This is a genomic window from Streptomyces sp. SID5785 (assembly GCF_009870065.1).
In the GTDB taxonomy this organism is placed as follows: Bacteria; Actinomycetota; Actinomycetes; order Streptomycetales; family Streptomycetaceae; genus Streptomyces.
In genome coordinates this window covers 1-1052 of the sequence record NZ_WWIA01000196.1, presented here as the reverse complement: position 1 = coordinate 1052, position 1052 = coordinate 1, and the positions used below count along the sequence as shown (strand labels likewise).

General features: G+C 71.7%; 1 pseudogene. It reads right to left on the bottom strand.

The annotated features are described in order from the left end of the window. Positions 1 to 1052 (bottom strand): annotated as a pseudogene (locus GTW43_RS05840) (RHS repeat protein); the annotation flags it as partial.

Here is a 1052-nt window from a genome sequence, read left to right as displayed (position 1 = left end):
ACCGGGAGGCCGGCGCGGTCGCAGCGGACCGTCGTGACGTGGCCGAGCGGGTCGGTGACCGAGGTGAGGCGGCCCGCCTCGTCGTGGGTGAAGCGGGTCGTGTGGCCGCTGGGGGTGGTGCTGGTGAGGCGGTTGCCGCGGGCGTCGTAGGTGTGGCGGGTGGTGTTCCCGTCCGTGCCGCGGATGCGGGTGAGGCGGTTGAAGTCGCCGTACTCGGCCGTCACCGCGCGGCCGTCGGCGCGGGCCACCGAGACCATGTTGCCCGTCTCGTCGTACGAGCACGACGTCGTGCGTCCCAGCGGATCTGTCCGCGTCAGGACCCGCCCGAACCGGTCCCGCGTGAATCGGGTGACATGCCCGAGCGGGTCGGTCTCCGCGACGACCTGGTCCGCGGCGTCGATCAGATAGCGGCGGGTGTGGCCCTCGCCGGTGGTGGCCGTCGTGACGCGGTGGCCCGTCGCCGGGTCCACCTCGTCGTACGACAGACGCAGCGCCATGTGCCCGGCCTCGCCGCCCTCGGCGATGCAGCGGTCCTGGTCGTCGTACTCGTAGGTGTACGAGCGGTCGTTGCTGTCGGTCCAGGACGTGACGCGGCCGCGCTCGTCGTAGGTGAAGGTGAGCGGCCGGTCGGCGGAGTCGAGGACCTGGGTCAGGTCACCGGTCTCGGAGTAGGCGTACCGCTTGATCAGCTGGTCCGTGCCGTCAGGATCCGCGCCGGCCAGGGACAGAGCCGTGACCCGCTCGTCCTCCACGGTGAGGGTGAGGCGGTAGCCGCCGGACGAAGTGACCGCGAGCGGGGTGCCTTCGGCGTCGTTCTCGAAGGTGATCCAGTTGCCGTTGCGGTCGTCGATCTGTTCCAGGACGGCCAGATCGGGCGTCCGGTCGGCGAAGTGCCAGGTGCGGCCCGTGTGCGGATCGGCGACCGTGTAGCCCCCGTCGACGCGGTCCAGCGGCCAGCGCTGAGGGCCATGCGTGGGCAGGGTCGGAACGCCGGGCGCCGGGTGCGGGTAGGTGAGGAGGAGTCCGTCCTCGGTGACGAAGATGACGCCCTC